7 protein-coding genes are annotated in these 18,639 nt (G+C 47.3%); 2 read left to right on the forward strand and 5 right to left on the reverse strand.

Annotated features, from left to right (window positions below; all coding sequences use genetic code 11):
* The first annotated feature begins 437 nt into the window (after window positions 1–437).
* Complete coding sequence (gene nrdR / locus ACN4EG_RS18115) at window positions 438–902, forward strand: transcriptional regulator NrdR (RefSeq protein WP_431631519.1); 465 nt, start codon at window positions 438–440, stop codon at window positions 900–902.
* 841 nt (window positions 903–1,743) lie between these two features.
* Window positions 1,744–3,468 carry a hypothetical protein gene (locus ACN4EG_RS18120; RefSeq protein ID WP_431631520.1) on the forward strand — a complete coding sequence of 575 codons (1,725 nt, stop codon included), beginning with the start codon at window positions 1,744–1,746 and terminating at the stop codon, window positions 3,466–3,468.
* Between the two features lie 31 nt (window positions 3,469–3,499).
* Here the strand turns inward: ACN4EG_RS18120 and ACN4EG_RS18125 are convergent, their stop codons facing one another.
* The 5 genes from ACN4EG_RS18125 to ACN4EG_RS18145 all read right to left on the reverse strand — a co-directional run.
* Window positions 3,500–5,326 carry a c-type heme family protein gene (locus tag ACN4EG_RS18125; protein WP_431631522.1) on the reverse strand — a complete coding sequence of 609 codons (1,827 nt, stop codon included), beginning with the start codon at window positions 5,324–5,326 and terminating at the stop codon, window positions 3,500–3,502.
* A gap of 408 nt (window positions 5,327–5,734) precedes the next feature.
* Window positions 5,735–11,527 (reverse strand): ATP-binding sensor histidine kinase, encoded by a 5,793-nt coding sequence (locus ACN4EG_RS18130; RefSeq protein ID WP_431631523.1) that lies wholly within the window; start codon window positions 11,525–11,527, stop codon window positions 5,735–5,737.
* Between the two features lie 160 nt (window positions 11,528–11,687).
* Complete coding sequence (locus ACN4EG_RS18135; protein ID WP_431631525.1) at window positions 11,688–17,219, reverse strand: trifunctional serine/threonine-protein kinase/ATP-binding protein/sensor histidine kinase; 5,532 nt, start codon at window positions 17,217–17,219, stop codon at window positions 11,688–11,690.
* Between the two features lie 124 nt (window positions 17,220–17,343).
* The gene (locus ACN4EG_RS18140; RefSeq protein ID WP_431631526.1) at window positions 17,344–17,982 is read right to left on the reverse strand and encodes a pseudouridine synthase; all 639 of its coding nucleotides are present in this window, start codon (window positions 17,980–17,982) and stop codon (window positions 17,344–17,346) included.
* Window positions 17,983–18,109: 127 nt separating this feature from the next.
* Window positions 18,110–18,639, reverse strand: a 530-nt coding sequence (locus ACN4EG_RS18145) for a hypothetical protein (RefSeq protein WP_431631527.1), incomplete at its 5' end; no start/stop codon positions are given.

Consider the following 18,639-nt stretch of genomic DNA (forward strand, 5'->3'; position numbering starts at 1 on the left):
CGGGACTTGTGGAAGAACCTACCTATGTTCCGGTATAGCTTGAGTGGGACAAACTGCAAAACATATTTTGAAATCTATCTGTAAAATTACAGCGTCTTTAAGGAAGCTAAACAATTGCTTGTTTAATTTTCTCTTTTCGTAAAAAGTTTTCTGAGAATACCCATCTAAAGAAAATCATTTGTACTATGATCCACTGAGAAATAGTTTAAACTAAGTCATCTTTCTTTCTTTCTTCTCTGGATCAAAGGTTTAATCAGGATAGCTCAAGGATTTAGACTTAGGAATACGCTTGCACTACAGATAGTGAGGGGAAAACAAATCGCTTCATTTTCCACACTATAGGTATCATGAAGGGGAGTTACGTCTAGCGTGATCTTCTCCTAGACTGTTTTACTTGTGCTCGTTCTTGTACCCTGCGGGTTTTGGGTCACTTTCCTATGCGCTGTCCAGTGTGTCATCACCTTGAGAATCGAGTATTAGAGTCCCGATCTGCTGACTCTGGGCAGAGTGTGCGTCGCCGTAGGGAATGTTTGAAATGTGGTCATCGTTTTACGACCTACGAGCGGATTGAAATTGTTCCAATCACTGTAGTCAAGCGTAGCGGAACCCGTGAGGTCTTCGATCGAAACAAACTTCTCCAGGGAGTCTTAAAAGCTTGTGAAAAGTCTGGGGTTCCTGAATCCGAGCTAGAAAGCTTGGTGCTTTCGGTAGAATCCCAAATTCAGCAACGGGCTTCTCGAGAAGTCACCAGTAGAGAAATCGGACAGTTGGTGCTCGATCAGCTTAGGCCGGTTAATGAAGTTGCCTATATTCGGTTTGCATCTGTCTACTCTCAGTTCCAAGGGTTAGATGATTTTCTAGAGGTACTGAATCAGCTCAAACACACCGAAGCAGTTAGCTAATAATTGGGTGGGGATCCCATGGAAATGAGGTGGTCTCATTATTACGGGCTCATTGAGTAATGCTCCTAGGACATTGCAAGGCTGTTTAAGCTCAGATGGTATTGCCCTCAATATAAGCTCCACATTGAGGATAAGGCGATCAGTGAACAGGTGACTCATTGCAATGAATATGGAGATTAACATCCTCCCCTGGTTAAAACGCGGGGGCTTCACGCATTCACCCGGTAACTGACCGGGATTTTGCTGCCGTTTAGGGGGTGAAGTAACGAGGTTTTGTAACCGATGGACAGTTGGTGATGCTGCCTGTGGAGGAAGGTTGTTTGGGAACCCTTTTCGTGTGCGTGATTAGAAGCAGGACAACCCAAACGTGAGGAAGGGCAGCCGGTGTTTCCCCTAACGGGTAGAGCATTGGGAGGATGTCACGACTGATATTAAAAGTAAACTACGTTAAATGGGAACTGCTGAACTTTACCCAGTTAAGCTAACTTCAATCTTGCATCATGCTTTAAAAAGTAGCGGATATGAGGAGTAGATTGGGGGATTACAACCTATTTAGCCCATTGCTAAACAATGTTTGGCGTGAATTTTTGGAGTACAAGTAGGTTTTATCTTGGCTTAACTTGTGGAACCTCGTTACAATAGACAAGCATGTTTATGGGTGATTGGATCAGGGGTGCTTCCTCGCTAGTGAGGAGGCGTTGAGAGTGGTAGTATCCAAGTTAAAAGCAGGATCTATCCTGGAGGGGTTGCCTCTTTAATTAGCTTTAGTCTAGGCAATCTTTAATTGCTGGGTGAAGGCTGGCAGGACATGATGGCTAGATCAACCTATTCAAATTAGGGAATGGCGACTTTGCTTGACATGGCCTCGGAAATAGAACAACAGCTTTGTCCTAACATCATGGGTAGTCTTGCCGTAGGAAGAAGCAAAGTCCTAGTCGGTGCTGCCCATGGCGCATTGGTAACGGTATTGAAACAGCCTGGGTCGATCGTTCGTCGCAAAGCGCCTTATTTTGTGGTGCCCCCGCTGTCATCTTTAGCAAGAGATCATCAGTCGTCCTCGATTCAATCCAATTCCCGTCAATGGTTGATAGATGAAGTTGTTGGTACAGTTTTGCAGCGCCAGTCCTTGGTTATCCGGATGGCCGATCGGGATCAGCTTTCAGCATTTTTGAGGAATGTAGCCCATCATCCTCGGGTGACTACCTCTCACCAAGACGGACTGATTTATATAGATCAGTCGATGACTGTTGCAGATTGCTTACAAGAATTGGGTATACAGGTGGCCTATGCCTGCCCAGTGACTCGACTTAGCCGAGATCAGTTGCAGACAGTCCTAGGTTCCCTAGAGTGTTTAATTCTGCTAGAAGGACTATTCTGGACGGCGGAAGACCTTCAAACAATGCGCGCTCATTTGCCTAACTGTACGATCGTGGTGGGGATTCAGCAGGGTCTAGAAGGGGAGGTGAGCGATCTATCGCCTAATTGGGTTAGGATTAATCCCTCGACAGCGGGGGAAGATGAGATCGCAGGTCAGAATGGGCCAAGTTTGAAGCAGCAAGCAAGTCTTGAACAGCAACTTTTTACGTTGGCACATCAACGCTTGGGATCATCCCATGGGTTGCTCAAGATTGTGCGCCGATTAGTGGCCTCTGGGACTGAACTAACGGTCATTCAGCAATTGTTAGATAAATCAGATCCAAAGTTTAGCTTGCTGGAATATGTGCTGGCTCCTTTAGGGACACCGGAACGCTGGATTTTAGCGGTCTTGCTTGCGTTGGGTCATGGTGTCAGTTTAACGGCAGAACAAATCGCGATGATTACTGGGCCACTTAACCCAGAGTCCACGCTGCAATTATTACTCAATCGTGATCTGTTGGTGAGATTGGGCGATCGCTATGCGACGACAGTCGTGGTGGCGGAGGTCTTAGGAGCTAACTTCAAGCTTCAGCCTTGGATGAAGCGGGTTGTGGACTATGTGCTGCCTTGGGCCGATACCCATCAGTACGATGTGGAGGTGATGGTTCAGGAGTTACCTTTGTTGCTTTACACCTTGAAGTGGGCGGTGGGGGAAGGGGCTTGGGCAGAGGTCTTGCGACTAGCGAGGTCCCTGGATCCTACCCTGGTGTTAATGTCTCGTTGGGATTGTTGGCGGCAGGTTTTGCAATTTGCACTCCAGGCGGCTCAGCACTTGGGGGATCGATCGTCGGAAGCGTGGGCTTGGCACCAGTTGGGGACGCGGGCTTTGTGTGAAGAGGATATTCCAACGGCCTACGATGCTCTGTCGAGAGCAGCCCAGTTGCGGAAGGCATTACCAGATTCGTCTGCCTTCAGGTTGACTCAACATAATCTTAATTATTTGCTTCAAGGAACCATTCCCCGAAAAGTCCTCGCAACGGATCCGGTAATGGCTGTCCAGCAACCCTTCGATCGGCGTCGGATGTATTTCACCTTAGCCTTAATTTGCTTGGTGACGTTTGGAATATCGGCGGGGATTGGGCTAGCGATCCAATGGGTCTTGCAACCAGAATCTCCTTCCGTTTCTCCAACTGCTGAGGATGGGCCATAACGTGAGTGCATCAGGAGATCAATTAAAGACGTTAAAGCTGTTCTGTCAAAATGTTAGGAGATTGCTGAATGGGAATCTTGATGACAAAAGTTGTTCCGGTTCCCATTGAGGAGATACAGTTTAGCTCTCCTTGGTGGGTTTTGGTGACAATTTGATAGCTGATGGAGAGGCCCATTCCGGTTCCTTTCCCGATCGGTTTTGTAGTGAAAAACGGATCAAACAGACGTTTCTGAATATCCTCGGACATGCCTGGGCCGTTATCAGTGAATTGAATCATGACTTGATTTTGATCGACCCTACGAGTGCCAATCTGGAGGGTCGGCTGGCATGGGTTGCTTGGGTGGGAAGAGGCTGGGCTTGCGCTTTCTTCGAGGGCGTCAATGGCATTGCTGATAATGCTCATAAAGACTTGATTGAGTTGTCCGGCATAGCATTCCACCAGTGGAAGATCGCCATAATCTTTGACGATCGCGATTTGGGCTAGATGGGATTTGGGCTGGAGACGACTTTGGAGAATCAACAGAGTGCTATCGATGCCCTCGTGGATATCAATGGTTTTCAACTCCGATTCATCGAGGCGGGCGAAGGTTCGTAGCGATCGTACAATTTGTTGAATTCGTTCGGTGCCAGTTTGCATGGAAACTAGGAGATCGGGTAAATCTTGATTAATGAAGTCAAGTTCGATCGTCTCGATGGTTTCAGTAATGGTCGGTTCTGGCTGGGGATAGTGGTTTTGATAGAGTTTGGTGAGGACTAAAAGATCCTGGGTATAGGTTCGCACATGTTTAATGTTGCCTTGGATAAAGCTCAAAGGGTTATTAATTTCATGGGCAATCCCGGCAACCAATTGCCCAAGACTCGACATTTTTTCGGCCTGAACCATTTGCACTTGGGCTTGCTGTAATTCCGTAAGGGTTTGCGCCAGTGTTTCAGTTCGTTCGTTCACTTTTTCCTCAAGATCGGCATAGGCTTCTTCTAAGGAATGGGCCATGCGATTGAAACTTTGGGCCAGCAGCCCGAGTTCGTCCTGGGAGCGATCGTAAAGTCTGGTGGTGGAATTGGGCGTAGCCGCTACCTGCCCCATGACGCGAACCATACTTCTCAAGCGGCGGTTGACCAAGCGATCGAAAAAGAGGTAGATCAATCCAATTAAAACGATGGCAAGGGCTGCAAACGTGGTTAATACGGTATGGGTTAAGGCGGTTTGATTGGCTCGTAAATCCTGGGTGGGTACATAGATCATCAGGGTACTAATGATATCGCCCACTTTCCAGCCATAACCCTGGGTTCGTCCATATTTTTCTACAAGTTTGGCGGGTGCAGTGTCTGGGCTCCAGTGGCATTTAAGACAACTGGATTCAACTTGAATGGGTTTGGCGATGTAAAAAGCTTCTTGATGATTCAACGTGCGATAGCCTGTCACCTCTTGGAGACTGCGATCGGTTTGAAAATTCTGGATAATTTGGGTTTCAAAGTCATCGGCTTGATCCGTTGGGTTGAGAGGATTCAGCGTTGGTTGCCGATAGAGATATTCTGGGAGGAGTTCGTTGAAATATTCAAAAATTCTGCGAGTTGAAAAGGTGGCTGACATTGCCTCTAACACGAAATCACTGGTGTAGGTTTCGATCGTAGGACGGAGATCCTTACTTACAAACTTGCGATTGGCCTCACCAAAATTCAAGACAATCTCGCTACGACTCCGCGCTTCCTGTTCAAAGGTTTTGGATTGAATACTTTCTAAATACCAAGTTCCTACCGCTACGGAAACGAGTAAACACAAACTGATGACCGCAATAAATTTTAGGCGTAAAGAAACTCGTTTGGGTAAATCCCGTAATTTTTGTAGGAGTTGGCGCATGATTTAAACCGATCAGACAAAACACAGTGGGATCAAGCTGGGAGATTGAGCCGGGGAGATTGAGCCGGGGGGACTAAGCCGGGGGATTAAAACGGAAGACGTTAAAAATTAGGAGATGGCAACTGCGGGCGATTCAGCACTGGAGGCGACTGGCTGCTATTTCTCTACCTAAGTGCGAATCTAGCCAGTTGTCTGGATTGGTTATGAGTAGAACAGTTGATGAAGAAAGTCAACTTGAGAATAGATGCAGGATTGAACCACTGAGCTTGCTGCTAGAGTACCCTGGGTGAGGATTCTCAGTAACGCCGCGATCGAAAAATCAGTAGCCTAAAATGCCCCTATTGCATCGTGAGCAATTCGTCCAAGCGCTAGGGGAGAATAGTGATTCTGAAACTATTTGAATTCTGATTATTCTGCGTTGATAGGGAGGGTCATTGTAAAGGTTGTTCCTTCTCCTAGGGTTGACTGTACAGCAAGCTGTCCGCCATGTTTTTCTTCAACAATTTGCCGCGCGATCGCAAGGCCGAGACCCGTGCCTTTCCCAACTTCTTTGGTTGTGAATAGATGATCGAAGATGCGGGTTGTAATTTCTTCAGGCATCCCTAGACCATTGTCAGTAATGGTAATGTTGACCTGTTTATTTTCTATGCTGGTACGAAGCTTGATTTGATTTGGATCGGTTGCAATCTCTTCAAAGCTGCGTCCCTGATTCGATTCATCTAGGGCATCGATCGCATTCGCTAGAATGTTCATAAATACTTGATTGAGTTGCCCTGCGAAACATTTAATGTCGGGAATTTCACCATAGTCTTTTATAATCTCAATTGCTGGGCGATGTTCGTTCGCTTTGAGACGGTGCTTGAGAATTAAAATGGTGCTGTCTAAGCCGTCATGGAGGTTACATGGAATTGGTCGATCGCTGTCAGCACGGGAGAACGTGCGTAGGCTGGTACTGATGTTACGAATCCGATCGATTCCGGTTTCCATGGACTGAATTAATTTGGGTAAATCTTCTCGCACATAGTCGAGATCAATTTCCTCAATGGTTTCTGCAAGCTCTTCATCTACTGTTGGGAATTTCTCTGCGTACAAATCCAACAAGCCAAAAATATCTTGAACATAGTGGAGTGCATGGTTGATATTGCCCGCGAGGAATCCCACAGGATTATTAATTTCATGGGCTACTCCCGCGACTAAGTTGCCCAGCGCAGACATTTTTTCGCTTTGGATCATTTGCATTTGGGCCTGTTGCAGATCCGTCAGGGCTTGTTCTAAGCTGCGATTCTTTTCCTGAATGGCCAATTCCATCTGCTTACGATCGGTAACATCCCGAATTACGGACAAGCCACATAATTTTCCGTTGTACCAGAATGGAACGGATTTAATTTCAATATCAAAAACAGTGCCATTGGTTTGTTTGCAAACTGCTTCGCAGGTAAATTGTTTACCGTCTCGTACTGTTTCGAGGAAGGATGCAAACTTGGGGTGATGCTGAGGATCCAGGATTTCCCAGGGGGAAACCTTCAAAATCTCATCCTGAGAATAGCCATGCATTTGATGATAGGCCGGATTGGCTGTGAGCACCATGCCCGTGTCTAAATCAATCACAGAAAGACCATCCCCGACCGCCTCAAAGATGCTGCGAAATTGGGCTGCTTGGTATTGAATATCTTGCAGTGCGGTTTGGACTTGTTGATAGAGTCGGGCATTTTCCAAGGCAATGGCAGCTTGGGTACAGAGAAAGTTCAGGATAAGGATACGATCGGGGGGAAAGGCTCCTCTAGTCGATTGGTTTTCTAGAAGCAGGATTCCGATGAGATGGCCTTGATTGAGCATGGGTAAACACAGCACACTTTGGGGGTGCTGCTGTCTGAGATAGTCCCCAGTCAAGGGTAAATCGGTTTCTAGATCGTCAATCACAACCAGTTCTTGGGTGTTTTTGACGTACTGAATCAGTTTGACGGGAAGTAGGGGATGGTGGGTCAGATCCTCCGTACAAAGCTGCGTGTGGTTGACGGTCGCGATCGCCCGCACCTGCCATTCTCCAGAGGGATTCGGGAGAATTAAAGCACAGCGATCTGACCCTGAGTTTTGCAGAATAATTTGGGTGAGTTGGTGGAGTAGTTTGTCTAATTGAATGGTGCTGGAGAGGGCTTGCGAGGCTTTAAGGATAGCCGCAAAATCCAAAGTTTGGTTGATGCTGGAACTGCTGGAACTGTTGCGATGGTGGGAATGTACGGTGACGTTTGTTGGGGAGATCGTCAGCAGGGTATTGAATAAGCCTGCTGAAGGATCTGTTGCTTGCAAAATGGGATGTAGCAGGTTGGGATAGCGGCGTTCGAGGTCAGCCACTTTGGCTTGGGCACCCCAGCGTGCATAGCAGTAATAGGCTTCTTGCATATAGCCCGCTGCAACTTTGTCTTTGCCCCAATTTAAATAGAATTTGGCGGCCAGTTCATTGGCCAGTGCTTCATCTTGGATGAAACCATTGTCGTTGGCGCTAGCGATCGCGCGATCGTAGCAATCGCCCGCTTCGTAGTGCTTGCCCAAAACACGACAGATTTCAGCTTCTACAAGTTGAACCTTATGTAAATAGTTCATGGGAGCGCTCTCAGCCCACGCTTTCATGAACCGCTGATTTTCTGCAACTTTATCCAAATCGATCGTGACCGATCCTGGCTCGATGTTCACTGAAGATGAGAGCAAACTCAAGGATTGATAGAAATTTTTGAGGGGAACAATCAAAAGCCCTGCTGCACCCTGTTCATACTCCTCAAATTTCCTTGCATATTCCTGGGCATTCTGATGTTCGTCAAAGAGATAAGCTAACAAAAGTTTTGCCAGGTAAACATAGCAAATTCCATTGACATTTCTACTTTCAATTAAAGTAGGTAGCATTTCTGATTCATCAAACCATGTACCTATCAGCTTGGTGGGATTGTTAGAATCTCCTCTCAAATTTACTACCGTCTGTTGCCAGGTGCTGGCCCAGATTAACGAAGCTTCTTGCTTGATGTTCTGTATTAGATGATAGTATTTTGTACCTTCAGCTTCGACGCTTGCTAAATTATCTCCTGTCCAAAATAAGAACTGAGCATAGCAATTGGCACAGTACCCTACATATTCCAGATCACCCACTTCTAAACCACTGGTAAGCCCTTCTAGAAAGATGGGTAGGGTTGACCGAATCGATGTTTTCCAATGCTTAACAAATAAACCAAATAGGAGGTTGACTTTGCTGGCAAGATCTTTTGCTTGAAACTTTTCTAAAACAGTGATGGCCAGTAGCCCAAATTGATAGCCCCGCTCAATGTCGCCTGTAGCGCACAGAAACAGAGCGTACAAACTATAGGCAATCGCTGCTTGGGGCAAGTTTCCAGAGCGAATGCAGATTGTCACCATGGTAAAAATCTTCAAAGGCAACAAATTAGGTTGTGCCAAGTAGATAGATGCAAATAACCCCACCAAAATTCTCATAGCCGCAGCCTGTTCTGGGGCAACGAGGCTTGGCAGATCTGCTAAGGTTTCAATGTCACGATCGCCCAGTAGAGTCTTGAGCGTTTCATGGTGGGCAAGGGTTGTCTCAAAATCACAATCTTGTGGGAAATCGATGCCAACGAGTTCCAGGGCTTGTCTACCGGCTGTGATTGCTTCTAAAAGACGATTTTGAGCTGTGTAGGATTGAATCTTAATCTCATAAAATTTAACTTTCTCTAAAGAGTGCTGTGTGTTGGAAATTGCCGTTTGAATCAGGTTTTCTGCTGCTTCAAAGTTAGTGTTTAGATACTCTGATTCTGCAAGGAATTCATATAGTTTTAGCGTGAGATCGTATTGATCATGCCAGCAATCTGAACCGAGCAGTTTTATGCCAGTACTGAAATAATTAATAGCAACAGCGTAGGCCGTTGCTGTTTTGGCTTTTTGTCCAGCTATTAAATTAAGCTGAACTAGTTTCAATTGTTCCGATGGATTGTCAATTAAATCAAGACCTATATTGATTTGATTGACAATATTAAAAATTCGGGTTTCTTGTAGTTCTTCTGGTGTGTTGCTTAATAATAACCGCCCTATCTTAAGGTGAGTTATCTGCTTTTGGGGCAGAGCAATGAGGGAATAGGCGGCTTGCTGCACCCGATCGTGTAAGAAGCGATAATTCAGGGATTGACTGGACTGCTGGGGTTGTGAGTCCCCCGCTCCCAAGTAGAATTTGTAAACCTCACTTTGGGGCAAAATCAACTCTTCCTGTAAGGCAGGCCACAGAACTGTTGCCACTTCAGTTTGGGATTGCTCCGAGACGATCGCCAGGGTCTCCAAGTCAAACTGCGCGCCAATACAAGCCGCGAGTTTTAGGATATTTTGCGTTGATTCAGGCAGCTTTTGTAACTGCCTTACCATGAACTCAACGACATCATCGGTCAACGCCGCATCCCGCACTTGACCAATATCGCACTGCCAATGGCCCGCGTCGCGATCGAAGGTAATTAACTGATCCTGGTGCAACACTTTGAGAAACTGCGTGGCAAAGAAGGGATTGCCCTGGGTTTTCTGCATTACCAGTTCCGTCAACGGTTGGGCAATAGATTCTACCGTGTGCAATGTCTCTGTCACTAGTCGATTTAAGCTCTGGTCACTGAGCGGTTGTAGCGTGATGGTCTCGATCGTAGCCCCGGCTTTGGCAATGCCATCGAGGGTCAATAGCAATGGATGGGCTGGAAAGACTTCGTTATCGCGGTAAGCACCGAGCAGCAAGAGATGGCTGGTCTGGGCCTCCGCCATCAACACCTGCATCAAGTTTAGGGAGGCCGAATCGGCCCACTGCAAATCATCTATAAACATCACCAACGGATGTTCCACCGTGGTAAAGACGCGAATGAAGCGTTGGAAGAGCAGATTGAAGCGATTTTGGGCGGCAGTTCCTGAAAGCTCCGTCGCGGGTGGTTGGGGGCCAAGAATGCGCTCTAGTTCTGGAATGAGGTCAACAATGACTTGGGCGTTGTCCCCCAGGGCTTCTAGAATTTGAGTTTTCCAGGTTTGTAGTTGCAGATCACTTTCGCTGAGTAATTGCGTGACCAATTCGCGGAAGGCTTGGACAAAGGCAGAGAAGGGCACATTACGGTTAAACTGATCAAATTTTCCCTTAATGAAATATCCCCGTTGTCGCACAATGGGTTTATGAACTTCATTGATGACGGCAGTTTTGCCGATGCCGGACAAGCCTGCGACGAGCATGAGTTCAGCATGGCCCTGGGTCACTCGCTCAAAGGCATTCAGGAGCGTCTGTACTTCTGCTTCTCGACCATAGAGTTTTTCGGGAATGGTGAAGCGATCGCTCAAATCCTGGCTGCCTAGGGCAAACACTGCGATCGTGCCAGATTCTTTCAATTGATGTAAACAGGTGACTAAATCATGTTTAAGTCCTAGGGCACTCTGGTAGCGATCTTCAGCATTTTTTGCCATCAGTTTGCTGACGACGTTAGACAATGCCTCGGGAATCGCTGGATTGATTAAATGGACTGGGTTTGGATGGCTTGCCAAATGACAGTGGATGAGTTCTAGGGGATCATCCGTTGGGAAAGGCAGTTGCCCCGTCAGCATTTCGTATAACGTGACGCCAAAGGAATAAAAGTCACTGCGGTAATCAATACCCCGGTTCATGCGTCCGGTTTGTTCTGGCGATAGGTAGGCCAGGGTTCCTTCTAGGGTGTTGGGATTGAGGAGTTCCTGGGTTTCGCGAGGCAGTTGGGAGGAAATGGAAAAGTCTATCAGTTTAACTTGCTGCGTTTCGGGATGAATCAGAATATTGGCAGGCTTGATGTCTTTGTGAATGATGCGATTTTGGTAGAGAACTTGTAAGCTATCACATAGCCCGATCGCTACTTGCAATAATGCTATCAAGTTGGGCTGAACGTCCTGTAACCATTGGGACAGCGAAATGCCGCCAAAATCTTCCATCACCAAACCATAGGCATTGCCATAGGTTTCGAGGCTGTAGGTGCAGATAATTCCAGGGGCGTTTAATTGCTGGGAGATGTTGTACTGGTTCCGAAACTGAACTAATTCATTAAATGAAGGATATTCATGACGCAGGAACTTTATGACTACAGGCTTTTGGTCAGCCATTCGTAGGCAACGATGGATAACGGTTCGGCTTCCTTCATACAGGTTTTCCAGGAATTGGTAGCCGACTAGTTCTTCCATCATCTTAGGTCTCCCTATGGTTGTTGTGTCGTGCGTGGTTGACTAATCCTTAGAGTACCCCATTCATTTTTAGTCAAAACAAGTCTCGATCAGTCAATCAAAAGGCTGTATCGATCGTCAGTAGAACTTGGAGAGAGATTTTGGAGAAATCAGGGATTACAAACTACTCAATTGGCAAGAAAATAATTACTTCTGTTCCTTGATCTGGTTCAGAAATCACTTCGATCGAACCTCCCTGCTTTGTGACGATCGCATAGCTAACCGATAGGCCCAAGCCTGTCCCTTGGCCAATGTCTTTGGTGGTAAAGAATGGATCAAATATACGATCTTTAATATCTTCAGGAATGCCAACTCCATTGTCAGAAATCCGTACTAAGATTCCTTTTTGGGATTGAACATTATTTTGTTTCTCTGTTTCTTGCAATTCTGAATGAATAGTAATTGTAGGTTGTTTCTGTTCATTCCAACGATGAGGCTGCACAGCATCTAGAGCATCGATCCCATTCATTAAAACGTTCATCATCACTTGATTAATTTGTTTCGCATGGCAGGTAATCGATGGTAGTTGACTGTAGTGTTTAATGATTTGAATCGCTGGTCGCTCGCCTTTGGCAGCACAACGATGGTGAATCATGGTTAGTGAACTCTCGATCCCTTCATGGATATCGATCTGTTTCACTTCTGCTTCATCGAGACGGGCAAAATCCCGCAGTTCCAGAACAATTTCCCGAATTCGGGTAGCGCCTACTTTCATGGATTTCAGCAACGAGGGAAAATCTTTTCGAATAAACTCGATATCTTCTAGGTAGGCGTCAAGTTCGTCATTGGGATTGGGATAGGTTTCTCCGTAGCACTCTAGCGTTTCCATCAGCGTGTGATAGTAGCTATCAGCGTGATCTAAATTGCTGTAGATAAAGCTGATGGGATTATTGATTTCATGGGCAATGCCAGCGACCAGTTGGCCTAAACTGGACATTTTTTCTGATTGGATTAGTTGGGCTTGGGTCTGTCGTAGTTCTGTGAGCGTTTGTGATAGCTGTTGGTTTTTCTCGTGCAGTTCTTGGGTGCGTTTCTGAACTTTTTGTTCTAGGTTGTTGTACAGGCGTGCATTTTCCAAAGAGATTGCGGCTTGGGCGGTGAGCAATTGCAACACTTCCAATCGATCGCGCGTAAATGCACCGATCGTTAAGCGATTTTCTAAATACAACAGGGCAATAAGTTTCCCTTGGTTCAAAATGGGTGTGCAAAGTACACTCTTAGGCTGCTGAACTTGAAGATAGTGATCCACAATGCCAGAGTTGGTTTTGCTTGCATCATCTAGAACGATCGGCTCCAAGCGGTGCTTCACCATTTGGACAATGCTCACTGGGAGATCGCGGCTTTCTTCTAGGGGAATTGCAGCCAAAACAGTTTGATAATCTGCGGTGGTTGGCTCGATCGAGGTGATGGCTTCGATCGTCCATTGATTTTCCCTCGGTAAAATCAGAATCCCTTTCTTGGCTCCTGAATTTTGTAACACTAGGGTCATTAATGTTTGAATCAGGGTTTCCCATTGAATTTCTCGGGAAAGGGACTGAGATGCTTTGAGGATAGAGGTCAAATCCAATGCTGCTGAGAAGATTGCATTATTTGAAATGAAGGTAGAGCTTGCCTGGGTAACAAGGGTTGATGGGGGTTGCAGCGTGGTCGATCGACTGGCAATACTTTCGAGGGATTGGTTTTGTAAAATTGAGTCTAAAAGCTTGGGATAGCGTTGCTCTAAGTGCTGAATCTTAGCGGTACACCCCCAACGAGCATAGCCATAGTAGGCTTCTTGCATGTAAGTTTGGGCGATTTTTTCTTTATCCCAATTGAGATAAAACTTAGCCGCAAGTTCATTGGCGAAGGCTTCTTCTTGGATGTAACCGTTGGTTTTAGCTCCGACGATCGCCCGGTCGTAGAATTCGATCGCATTCACCTTCTGATCTAACACTCGACAGTATTCTGCCTGAACCAGATCCAGTTTATGTTGGTAATTCATGGGAGCGTGGTGCGCCCAAGTTTTGAGTTTTTGTAGATTTTGTTCGATGCGTTGCTTAGAAGGTTCGTGATCAGTTTGCCATTGGAGATAGGCTAACCGTGCTAAAGAATCATAGAAATAATAGATGGGAATCATGATCAAAGCCGCAGCCCCACCTAGGTATTGTTCTGCTAACTCTGAATGGGCGATCGCGCTGTCCCACTGTTCAAACCAAATATTGAGGACTAATTTATTGATTAGCAAATGGACTAGGGCCACGTAATCGCTAGCGGCTTGGTGTTGAGCCAGCATCTCCTCTTCATTGTAGATGGTTCCAACGATGGCACAGGGATCGGTTGATGGATGGAGCAGGTTAAAGACCATTTGGTGGTAGATCTTTTGATACCCCAGAATGGCTCCTTGATTGAGTCGTTCTAAAACCTGCTCGTACTGTTCAATTTCCGCAATGAGATTCGGCAGGGGCTGTCCTAAGGCATAGGAATGGAAGCAGTAGGTGAAGGCAGAATAGGCCGTGTAGGCGGAATCCCCACTTTCTAACCCCTGGGTATAGCCTGCTTGTAGCTGAGGTAAGGTATTACGGATGTGCTCCTTCCAATGGGTAATGAATAAGCCATTCATTAATAAAGCTCTTGCCTGAAATTCTAGATCGCCTAACTGATTGCACAGATCGATCGCAAGTTGCCCAAATTCATACCCTGCATCATATTCGTCTAACATGGCGCAGTGAAGTAACCCGTAGCAGACCAGGAGATAGGTAGATGCAGGGGAAACTCCAAATTGCAGACAAATGACTACGCCCCGATAAGGTAAGAGCGGATAGAGGGCGGGAGCAGACAGGTAAGTAGGGGCTCCTAGTTTGGCTAAGACTCGGGTGATGGCGATCGCGCGTTCATCGGTCGCCATTGGGAGGTTCAGTAAATCGGCGGCGCGGCGATCGCCAATCATCTGTCTCGCGTTTGCCAGTGCCTGGGTGTAATCTTCAAAGGTAGGCGTTTGAGGAAATTCAATTCCAAACTCCGCTAAGATTTGCAGCCCAAGGTGCACGGATTCTAATAATTTACCTTGGGCTACGAGAGCTTCAATGTGAATTTCCTGGGCTTTCACGCGATCGAGATCGGTTTTTGCATGGCGATCGACTTCCACCAGCAACTGATTCATTGTGGCGAAGTCCCCATTGAGATAGGTGGCTTCAATGGTGTCGGTATACAAAGACAGCGCACAGGGGTAATCCTGGTACCAAAGTTGGGGTGTGAATAAATCGATCGATCGCTGAAAATAATCGACGGCTGAGGCGTAGGCGGTGGAGAGTTTTGCTTGCTGTCCGGCGGCGAGGTTTAGGTGCGCAAGGTGGTGGCGCTCCTGCGGATCGTTAATCAGTTGAATTGCGCGATTCAGGTGGTTAACGATTTCAAACACTTTATTACTTTGAAGATCTTCTGGAGCGCTATCTTTCAACAGTAATTGGCCGATTTGTAGATGGGTTGCTAATTTTTCCGCTTCAGGGATGAGAGAGTAGGCTGCCTGTTGCACCCGATCGTGGAGGAAGCGGTAGGGAACTACGATCGCCTCCACTTCAGGAGTTGTACCTGTTTCACCTTGGAAGAATTTGTAGGTTTCATTAATTGGAAGAATTAATCTATCCTGAAGTGCTTTCCAAAGGGCCGTGGCGACTTCGATTTCTGACTGCTCAGACACGATTGCTAACGTATGCAAATCAAATTGTGCACCGATGCAAGCTGACAGTTTCAGCATCTCTTGGGTGGCTGGGGGCAGTTTCTGTAACTGCTGCGCCATAAATTCCACCACATCATGGGTTAGATGGTGGGCTTTAATTTGGTGGAGATCACACTGCCAATGTCCCGTCTCCGCACTTAATCGAATACAACCATCTTCGTACAAGGCTTGGAGAAATTGGGTAATAAAAAAGGGGTTGCCCTGGGTTTGTTGGTAAACCAAATCTGTGAGCGATCGACTGAGTTCCTCCGTCTGATGGGAGAGTGGATCAGCCGTTCTGTGGAAAGCATCGCGAATTAATTGATCGATATTGGACTGACTTAGGGCTTGGAGAGTTAGGGTATTGACAGAAACTTTAGCTTGCTCCAACTCATTGATGGTGAGCATCATGGGATGAACGGCAGACACTTCGTTATCCCGATAGGCTCCCACGAGGAGGAAATATTGCGTCGTTTCCATCAACAGTTGCAGCAATTGTAAAGAGGCCAGGTCGGCCCATTGCAAATCATCTAAAAAGATAACGAGGGGATGATCAGGCTTGGTGAAAACTTGAATAAATTTTTGGAACAATAAGTTGAATCGATTCTGCGCTGCATTACCCGCTAGGCTGGGAACGGGGGGCTGTGATCCAATGAGGGTTTCCAGTTCGGGAATGACTTCAATGATGACTTTGCCATTGTCGCCCAAGGCTGAGAGGATTGCGTCTTTCCACGTTGCTAGCTGGGCATCACTTTCACTCAACAGTTGTCCTACCAGATCCCGAAAGGCTTGGACAAAGGCAGAAAAGGGAATATTGCGATTAAATTGGTCAAACTTGCCCTGAATAAAATATCCCCGTTGCCGCACGATCGGTTTATGAACTTCGTTCACGACAGCGGTTTTGCCAATTCCAGAAAAGCCAGCCACAAGCATCAGTTCTGTGGCACCTTGCGCGACGCGATCGAAGGCATCTAACAGGATTTGAACTTCGGTTTCCCGCCCATAGAGTTTTTCAGGAATGGTGAAACGCTCACTGCGATCGCGACTGGCAATCTCGAAGGGGGCGATCGTTCCCGTTGCCTTGAGTTGTTCTAGGCAGCATTCCAAGTCATACTTCAGACCTAGGGCGCTTTGATAGCGATCTTCGGCATTTTTTGCCATTAACTTAGCTACAATATCGGCCACCACTTTGGGAATGCGGTGTTCGGGGCATTCGGATGCTGGGCCTGATTGAGGTGCTGGGGGGAGAACTTCGTCTAACCGGGGGGGATGCTTGGCAATATGGCAATGGATGAGCTCCATTGGGTCATTGGATTGAAAGGGCAGGGATCCGGATAGCAGTTCAAATAGGGTAATTCCCAACGCATAAAAATCGCTACGGTAATCGATACCCCGGTTCATCCGCCCCGTTTGCTCCGGTGACAGATAGGCCAGGGTTCCTTCAAGACCGTTAGGATTTTTAATGTCTTGGGTCTCCTTGGAGAGAAGGGAGGCAATGCTAAAGTCAATCAGCTTGATCTGGTGGGTGCTGGGTTGGATGAGGATGTTGGCGGGTTTAATGTCTTTGTGAATGACATGATTTTGGGTGAGATCGTGCAGAATGTCACTCAGTTGGAGCGCAATATTGAGGCTTTTCTGGAGGCTGAGTGGTTGGTCTTGAGTATATTCTCGAAGAGAAACTGCCCCAATATCTTCCATCGTCATGGCATAGCTGTTGCCGTTGGCGATCAGGTGCTCGGGGCGGACAATGCCAGGAATATCTAGATTTTTCGAGATCGTATATTGATTGCGAAATTGCAGCAGTTCGTTGAAGCTGGGATAGCTGGCTCGGAGAAACTTAATAACGGTAGGCCGACCATCGCTTTCCTGGATGGCTCGATAAACTTCAGTTCGACTGCCTTGATACAAACATTCAAGCAGCCGATAACCAGAAAGTTCTTTGCCACGAATAATGGTTTGCATACCGATGTCTCTATCCCAGATTTCGTTAGATCGCTTGCTGGTCAACTAAATTACTCTCCAATATGCCCGGAGGCTGGAGGGATCTAACCGGGGAAATTGCGCAATCTTAAAAACTCGTTAAAGGCTAAGCACGCGATCGTGGTGCCCGGGGCTGCTGATTGGGTTGAGTGCCTTTCATCCAGTGGAGGAGCGATCGTAGTTCCTCGGAGGTGACATTGCGCCACTCTCCCGGTGCTAAGCCTTGGAGTTGAAGATGCCCGATCGCAACGCGCACTAAGCGCAGGGTTGGAAATCCAACGGCGGCGGTCATGCGGCGCACTTGGCGGTTATGCCCCTCCGTCAGAGTGATTTCGATCCAAGCGGTGGGGATGGATTTACGGTAGCGAATCGGCGGATTGCGATCGGGGAAGTTGGGCTCCTCCTCCAACAGCCGGACTTGGGTAGGCCGGGTGCGATAGTTTTGAATGGCAAGGCCGCCTTTGCGTAATTGGTCGAGCGCAGTCGGCGTCGGAATGTTTTCGACCTGTACCCAGTAGGTGCGGGGATGGTGGAACTTGGGATGGCTGAGGTGATGTTGCAGTGCGCCGTGATCGGTTAACAGCATTAGCCCTTCGCTGTCATGATCCAATCGTCCTACAGGATAGACATTTTCCACGGGAATGTAATCCTTCAGCGTCGATCGCCGCTGCTCCGGCGAACTGGTGTCGCTGAACTGACTGAGGACGTTGTAGGGTTTGTGAAATAAAAGATAACGGTAAGCCACAACCAGAAAGCCTGCATAAGCTGCCTGTCGATCATACTCACAGGACTAGAGCCGATGGAAGATCGATCGGGTGACTTGCAGGCGATCGTGGCTGATTGATCTCTCCTTGGGGAGACTGGAGGGCTTGCTACTGCCCTAGATTGACTCGGCTACGGAAGCGTGTAAAGCCAAAGTTGGCTCCGGGATTGCTGGAAATTGTATTCAAGCCATAAACCAGTGACCCATTGGGATTGCTTTGATTCGTACAAGCGTTGCCGCTGGGCAGCGGTTGCAAGGGACTCAAGAAGGAGCCTGCGGTGGCCGGGGGGCTATTGTTTTGGCTGAGGACGCTACTGCCGGGAATATAGATGGTGCCGTCCGGGATTTGGTCACAGAGGTTGACGTTAAAAATCGGTTGATTGCCATCGGCTAGGTAGTAGATGGTGTATTCAATGTCGTCCCCCGATCGCAAGGCGTCACTGGTATTGACGTTCAGCAGACCGATCGGTGCACCCGTGGAAAGTTGATTCCATCCCAAAGCCGTATCGTCTTCAGTGCTGGGATCATTAACGAACTGGTTGAATGGCGTTCGAACGCCATTGCGAATCACCGCAGTGACTCGTTTAACTAAACGTAAGCGCTGCACGACTTGCCCGTCGGGCGGTGGGGGTGGGGGCG

It is taken from the genome of Alkalinema pantanalense CENA528, assembly GCF_050753345.1.
In the GTDB taxonomy this organism is placed as follows: Bacteria; Cyanobacteriota; Cyanobacteriia; order Leptolyngbyales; family Leptolyngbyaceae; genus Alkalinema; species Alkalinema pantanalense.

Excerpts from the sequence above, each read along its gene's own strand:
- nrdR (WP_431631519.1), top strand. The coding sequence starts at position 438 with ATGCGCTGTCCAGTGTGTCATCACCTTGAGAATCGAGTATTAGAGTCC.
- ACN4EG_RS18120 (WP_431631520.1), top strand. The coding sequence starts at position 1,744 with ATGGCGACTTTGCTTGACATGGCCTCGGAAATAGAACAACAGCTTTGT.
- ACN4EG_RS18125 (WP_431631522.1), bottom strand. The coding sequence starts at position 5,326 with ATGCGCCAACTCCTACAAAAATTACGGGATTTACCCAAACGAGTTTCT.
- ACN4EG_RS18130 (WP_431631523.1), bottom strand. The coding sequence starts at position 11,527 with ATGATGGAAGAACTAGTCGGCTACCAATTCCTGGAAAACCTGTATGAA.
- ACN4EG_RS18135 (WP_431631525.1), bottom strand. The coding sequence starts at position 17,219 with ATGCAAACCATTATTCGTGGCAAAGAACTTTCTGGTTATCGGCTGCTT.